Genomic DNA, 5,768 nt, shown 5'->3' with positions numbered 1-5,768 from the left:
GGCCAATCAGGTGCCCGAGCTAGTTCAACCACCCCTCAACACATCGAGAATTCGGGTAGTGACATCGGAATCAAGTCTGTTCAGCGATAAGACGCTGCGGGATGGCACTCAGCATATCATCAATGATTCATCCTTCATGAAAGGATGCGAAATCAAAAAGATGCCCCATACCGAATATCACTATTCCCATGACTCCGCGGAATCCGACAAAAAGAACGTTCCCGGAACCCAGACAAGTTTCGTAATGACGTATTCCTGTAATGGCCTTAATTCCCGTACTGCATCGATGTCTCCAGCCGGTTCCATCGTATGGCGTTTGATGTACGACCCATCAGCTTCGACGGATGGAACCGGCTGGAAGACCGTGTCCCACGGTGATGAATAAAGCACCCCCGATATCGCACGATTTTATTTTTAGGAACTTTTTCGCAATCGTGCGAAAGCACCAGAAAAACAAATACCCCCTAACCGCTCCTGCGGGCTAAATCCGGTCGCAGGTGAAAGGTTAGGGGGTATTTTTGCATCTCCGTTGCCGCACGATTCCGATTTCGATAGGAAAATCGGAATCGTGCGAAACGTATGAAACCGTTTATGCCGAAATCAGTTCTCGAGCTTGGCCTTTTCCGCGGCAAGACGAGCGGCTTCGGCCTCGCGACGAGCCTTCAGCTCGGCATCGAAGCGGGCAAGCTCCTCCTCGACGGCTTCCGGCGGGATCTTCGCGAAGATCGGGTGCGGCTTCGGCACCGGAGTGCCGGCGACAATCGGCTCGGAAGCCCACGAATGCACGTTCACGCCCAGCTTGTAGTCGCCCGTGATGATCGGGTACTTGAAGCCCGGCTTGTCGAGATCCTCGACCTCTTCGATATGCGGCAGCGGCGAGAAGGTGCCGGTACCGCCGAGTGCCTCCCACACCTTCTGTGCGGAGTGTGGCAGGAACGGCGCCAGCAGGTGGTTGGCGTCGGACACGGCCTGCGCGGCGACATGCAGAACGGTGCCGAGACGAACCGGGTTGCCCTTGATCTTCCACGGTTCGGTGGCGGAGATGTACTTGTTGATATCGCCGACCACGCGCATCGCCTCGGACAGCGCGTTCTTCTGACGGTGGTTCTCAATGAGTCCGCCGACGGTTTCGAACGCGGCCTTGGTCTCAGCCAGCAGCGCACGGTCCTCATCGGTGGCGGAGGCTTCGTCGAACGCCGGAATCTCGCCAAAGTTCTTGTTGATGAGGTTGGCCACACGGTTCACCAGGTTGCCCCAGGAAGCGGCGAGCTCCTCGTTGTTGTGGCGCACGAACTCGGCCCAAGTGAAGTCGGAGTCGGAGTTCTCCGGCCCCGCGACGGAGATGTAGTAGCGCACGGCGTCCACGGGGTAGCGGGCGAGGATGTCCTTCACGTAGATGACGATGCCGCGGGAGGACGAGAACTTCTTGCCCTCCATGGTCATGAACTCGGAAGCCACGACCTGCTCCGGCATGTTCAGCGGGCCGAGCTTGCCGGTCTCGCCGCCCTTGGAACCCTGACCGTTGTAGGCCAGCATCTCGGAAGGCCAAATCTGGGAGTGGAACGTGATGTTGTCCTTGCCCATGAAGTAGTAGCCCGGGGTGGTCGGATCGTTCCACCAGGCGCGCCACGCCTCCGGGTCGCCCTTGCGGCGGGCCCATTCGATGGATGCGGACAGATATCCGATCACGGCGTCGAACCACACGTACAGCTTCTTGTTCGGGTTGTCGATCCAACCCTTGACCGGCACCGGAATGCCCCAGTCGATGTCGCGCGTGATGGCGCGCGGCTTGACTTCCTTGAACAGGCCGATGGAGAAGTTGATGACGTTGGTGCGCCAGCCCTCACGGGTCTTCAGCCATGCGAGGTTGGCTTCGGCGAGCGCCGGAAGGTCGAGGAAGAAATGCTCGGTCTCCTCGAAGCGCGGGGTCTCGCCGTTGATCTTGGACACCGGGTTGAGCAGCTCGTCCGGGTCGAGCTCGTTGCCGCAGGCGTCGCACTGGTCGCCGCGGGCGCCGTCGGCACCGCAGATCGGGCAGGTGCCTTCGATGTAACGGTCCGGCAGGGTGCGGCCGGTGGACGGTGAGATGGCGACCTTCTGGGTGCCCTTGTAGATGTAGCCGTTCTCCAGGCACTGCTTGAACAGTTCCTGCACGACCTTCTCGTGGTTGCCGGTGGTGGTGCGGGTGAACAGGTCGTAGCTCAGGCCGAGATCGCACAGATCCTTGGCGATCACGCGGTTGTAGCGGTTCGCAAGCTCCTGGGCGCTCACGCCTTCCTTGTCGGCCTCCACCAGAATAGGGGTGCCGTGCTCGTCGGTGCCGGACACCATCAGCACGTCATTGCCCTTCATGCGCTCATAGCGCGCATACACGTCGGAGGGCACGCCGAAACCGGCGACGTGGCCGATATGACGAGGGCCGTTAGCGTACGGCCAAGCAACATTCACCAAAATATGACTCATGGTGCTTGATTATACAAAGCGCCATATCCCGCGGAACCAGCCATGCCGGAGCCGGGAGCGCGGCCGGTACGCGCCGCATCGGCGGCACATGGTTGTCCACATGATTATTCACATTGCGATGAAGTGCGTCGGCGGTTATCCACTTATTCACATTTTTCCCGGACCGGGTGGCGCGCATCGTCACGCATCCGATACGGTGTGGCTATGGACGCACCGCTTTTCGAGGGCAACGACCTGCCCGGACCGATGTGTTTGAATCTGCTGTCGGATTCGAGCACATTGTGCAAACTCAATGACGACAACGCCTATTCGCTCCAGGACGCGAGCACGCTTTTCGGCCGCGCCAGCATCATCGCGCCGATGCTGCCCGGCAGATCGGTGGCATGCGCGGGCACCGCCGCATGGGTATGGCTGGGAGGGATTTTCCCGGAGGCCATCGATATCATCGCGCGATCGCATTATCGCGCGGCGCGGTATGGTCTCAAAATCAACGTGTTCAATCGCAGAACCTTGAGCAAGCACGTCACGCAAATCGGCTTGGTCAATATCACCACGCCTGCGCGCACGGCATGCGATCTGGCATTGAATTGCACCGCCGTCAAGGAGCCTTTGGTCGGCGAAATCGTCTGCATGCTGATGCAGGAGTTCCGTTTCCGCCCCGATGAATGCCTGCGCATCATGGAGGAAAGCAAGCATACGCGCAATGCGTGCTGGGCACGCAAATTCTTTCTCACGCTTGAGGGGAGGGCCGGATGAGAGCATCCTGCGCGCGGCATTCGCGCAAAGCCCATAAACGCATGTCGCGTCATGCGGCGAGCGGCCGCCGGCACGGACTCCGACGCGGACGCCATCGACTGCCGGATTACCAGCCGCAGCCGCGGCCGAAAATGCTGGTGGAACCGCCGACACCACCTATCGCGTTGACGCCGCTGATGGCGTGCAGTCCCGATACGCCGCAGGACGTGCTGTGGCATATCGCCGAATACGCGCCACATCTGCGACGCTGGCTGGTGGCCAATCCCGCCGCCACGCCCGCGATGCTGGAATATCTGGCACAAGTCGGCGGAAAGGACGTGGGCGAGGCGCTCAATATTCTTCTGGAATCCTTGGAAGCGCACGACAGCGCATAACCCGGCGCACTCCGCATGACCGACATGTTGTGTGTCGAAGCGCAACCGCACAGATCGGCACCAACCGACGCGAACCAACATGCAAACGCACAGCCCAACACGCAACCGCACGAACCTGCAGAACCGGCATGCAGCCGCCCATGTCGACACAAATTCGCACAAACCGGCATAAGCCGGCACGCGACCGCCCATACCGACGCGAACCGGCACAAGCCGATGTAAACGAGCCGCCACAAGCCTCGCACGAAATATCCAACCTCTGACGACTGTTTCAAGAGCCGTGCCAGCGCGAACCATGCCACAAGCCCGCGCGGAATATCAGCCTCTGAGCTTCAGCACCGCGTTGTACACCTGCTTGCGATTCGCGAGCGAACCGTCGGCGAGCGGATGCTCGGCGATCACCTGCGCGATCGCGTCCTTGATACGCAGATTGTCTTCCTGCGCGCGATCGATGGACAGCACCGCAAGGTCCTCGATCGATAAGGTCGTCGGAGCGGCGGCGTCGGCCTCTTCCTCGGATGCGCCGGCGATGACCAGCACCATTTCACCTCGCGGAGGCTCGTCGATCACGCTTTGACGGATTTCGACGATGGTTCCACGACGGATCTGCTCGTAGTCCTTGGTGAGCTCACGGCACAACGCCATTCTGCGATTCGGTCCGAACACATCCAGCAAATCGGCCATGGAGTCGTCAATACGGTGCAGCGTCTCATAGAACACGATGGTCCGGCGTTCGGATTTGAGCGCACGAAGGTGCTGCACGCGTTCGGAATGCTTGCGCGGCAGGAATCCCTCATAGCAGAAGCGGTCGGTCGGCAGACCCGACAGGCACAGCGCGTCCAGCACCGCCGAAGGGCCAGGAGCGCAGGTGACGGGCAGTCCACGGTCGATGGCCCTGCGGACAATCGCCAGACCGGGATCGTTGATGGTGGGCATGCCGGCATCGGAGACGACCAGCACGGTCGCGCCTTGTTCCACTTGGTCGAGCAGACCATCGGCCTTGTCACGCTCGTTATGGTCGTGGTAGGCCACCACCTTGCCGGAAACGTGGATTCCCAGACGATTCGCAAGCGCATACAGGCGGCGTGTGTCTTCGGCCGCCACGATGTCCGCGCCCTCCATGAGGGCGATCAGCCGCGCGGACGCGTCTGCGGTGTTGCCGATCGGCGTCGCGGCGAGGACCACCGTGCCCTGCGGAACGTCGACGTCGGAGACCAGGCCGTCAAGTCCGGATTCCGCATGCCGCGGCTCCCCTGCGGCGTTTTCCGCGGTGAGATCCGCGGAACCATTCTGTCCGGCAACTACCGAAGCATTCCCTCCAGCGGCTGCCTTGACGACGGAATCTTCGGTCTTCTGTTCGCTCATGTTCTCCATGTCTCCCAGTATTGCCCACAGCGTGCCCAAGAGCGGCCGACGCGGCACAGGACCGCCGCATCGGGATGCCGCCGCACGGTTTGTTCTGGGCCCGCAACCGCGTTGCCGGCATCAGCCCGCGCCCAACATCCCTTCCACTCCAATCCGAACAATCCGCGATGCCGGCTCGGCATCATTCGCAAGCGTATTCCGCCGCACTGCAATCCGGCATCACGATTCGACGCATCGCTATTCGACATACCGAACGCATATGTGCAGATTTGCCACCCGTATGCACCCTCACAGACCGAATGGGCGGTTCGCTGGTAGGCTGGTGCCGTGGCTTGTCCGCGTAACGGCCGCGTTCATCGGCGTCCATTCATGCGGACTTTGCGTAAAACCGTATGCGGTCCGGCGCCAAGCCGACGGGCCGTCAAATAAGAGACTCACAGAGAGACCTATCACAAAGCCTATGGGAATCATCAATTTCTTCGTCAACCTGCTCAAGGACCCGCGCACCGCGATCGCCAGTTGGATCGCCATGGGCGTGGCGCCTACCCTCGGATTCATTTTCCTCATCGTCTTCGTCGAGACGGGCGTGGTGTTCTTCCCGTTCCTGCCCGGCGATTCGCTGCTGTTCGCGGCCGGCTTCTTCGCCGCGCCCGACGCCAAGACCGGCGTCTCCGCGCTGCCGCTGGTCGCGTTGCTGCCGGTCGTGTGGTGCGCGCCGATCATCGGAGACCAGTGCAATTACTGGATCGGCCATTTCTTCGGCCGCCGCATCATCGAATCCGGCAAAGTCAAGGCGATGACGCCGGAGCG

At 61.0% G+C, this 5,768-nt stretch carries 6 protein-coding genes; 4 read left to right on the top strand and 2 right to left on the bottom strand.

Annotation, left to right across the window (positions count from 1 at the left end; all coding sequences use genetic code 11):
* Positions 1 to 385: hypothetical protein (locus B3C64_RS02995; protein WP_291533633.1), on the top strand; the 385-nt coding region annotated here is incomplete at its 5' end.
* 215 nt (positions 386 to 600) lie between these two features.
* On the opposite strand, the gene metG is transcribed toward B3C64_RS02995, so the two are convergent.
* A complete protein-coding gene (gene metG / locus B3C64_RS02990) occupies positions 601 to 2,463 on the bottom strand; it encodes a methionine--tRNA ligase (RefSeq protein ID WP_291533632.1) in 1,863 nt (620 codons plus the stop codon).
* A 204-nt stretch (positions 2,464 to 2,667) separates the two neighbouring features.
* Here metG and B3C64_RS02985 point away from each other — a divergent pair, with 204 nt between their 5' ends.
* Both B3C64_RS02985 and B3C64_RS02980 read left to right on the top strand, forming a co-directional pair.
* Positions 2,668 to 3,219: a hypothetical protein gene (locus B3C64_RS02985; protein ID WP_291533631.1), complete on the top strand. Its 552-nt coding sequence runs from the start codon at positions 2,668 to 2,670 to the stop codon at positions 3,217 to 3,219.
* A 41-nt stretch (positions 3,220 to 3,260) separates the two neighbouring features.
* Positions 3,261 to 3,593, top strand: a complete 333-nt coding sequence (locus B3C64_RS02980) for a hypothetical protein (protein ID WP_291533629.1) — start codon at positions 3,261 to 3,263, stop codon at positions 3,591 to 3,593.
* A gap of 318 nt (positions 3,594 to 3,911) precedes the next feature.
* Here B3C64_RS02980 and rsmI read toward each other — a convergent pair whose 3' ends face one another.
* Entirely contained in the window at positions 3,912 to 4,967 is a 1,056-nt protein-coding gene (gene rsmI / locus B3C64_RS02975) for a 16S rRNA (cytidine(1402)-2'-O)-methyltransferase (RefSeq protein ID WP_414632153.1), read from the bottom strand.
* A gap of 451 nt (positions 4,968 to 5,418) precedes the next feature.
* On the opposite strand from rsmI, the gene B3C64_RS02970 reads away from it, so the two are divergent.
* Positions 5,419 to 5,768, top strand: a 350-nt coding sequence (locus B3C64_RS02970) for a DedA family protein (RefSeq protein WP_414632152.1), incomplete at its 3' end; no start/stop codon positions are given.

The sequence above is a fragment of the Bifidobacterium sp. UBA6881 genome (assembly GCA_002451435.1).
GTDB lineage: Bacteria > Actinomycetota > Actinomycetes > Actinomycetales > Bifidobacteriaceae > Bifidobacterium.
Note: the sequence above shows the minus strand (reverse complement) of the source record. Positions and strands in the feature narration are given on the sequence as shown.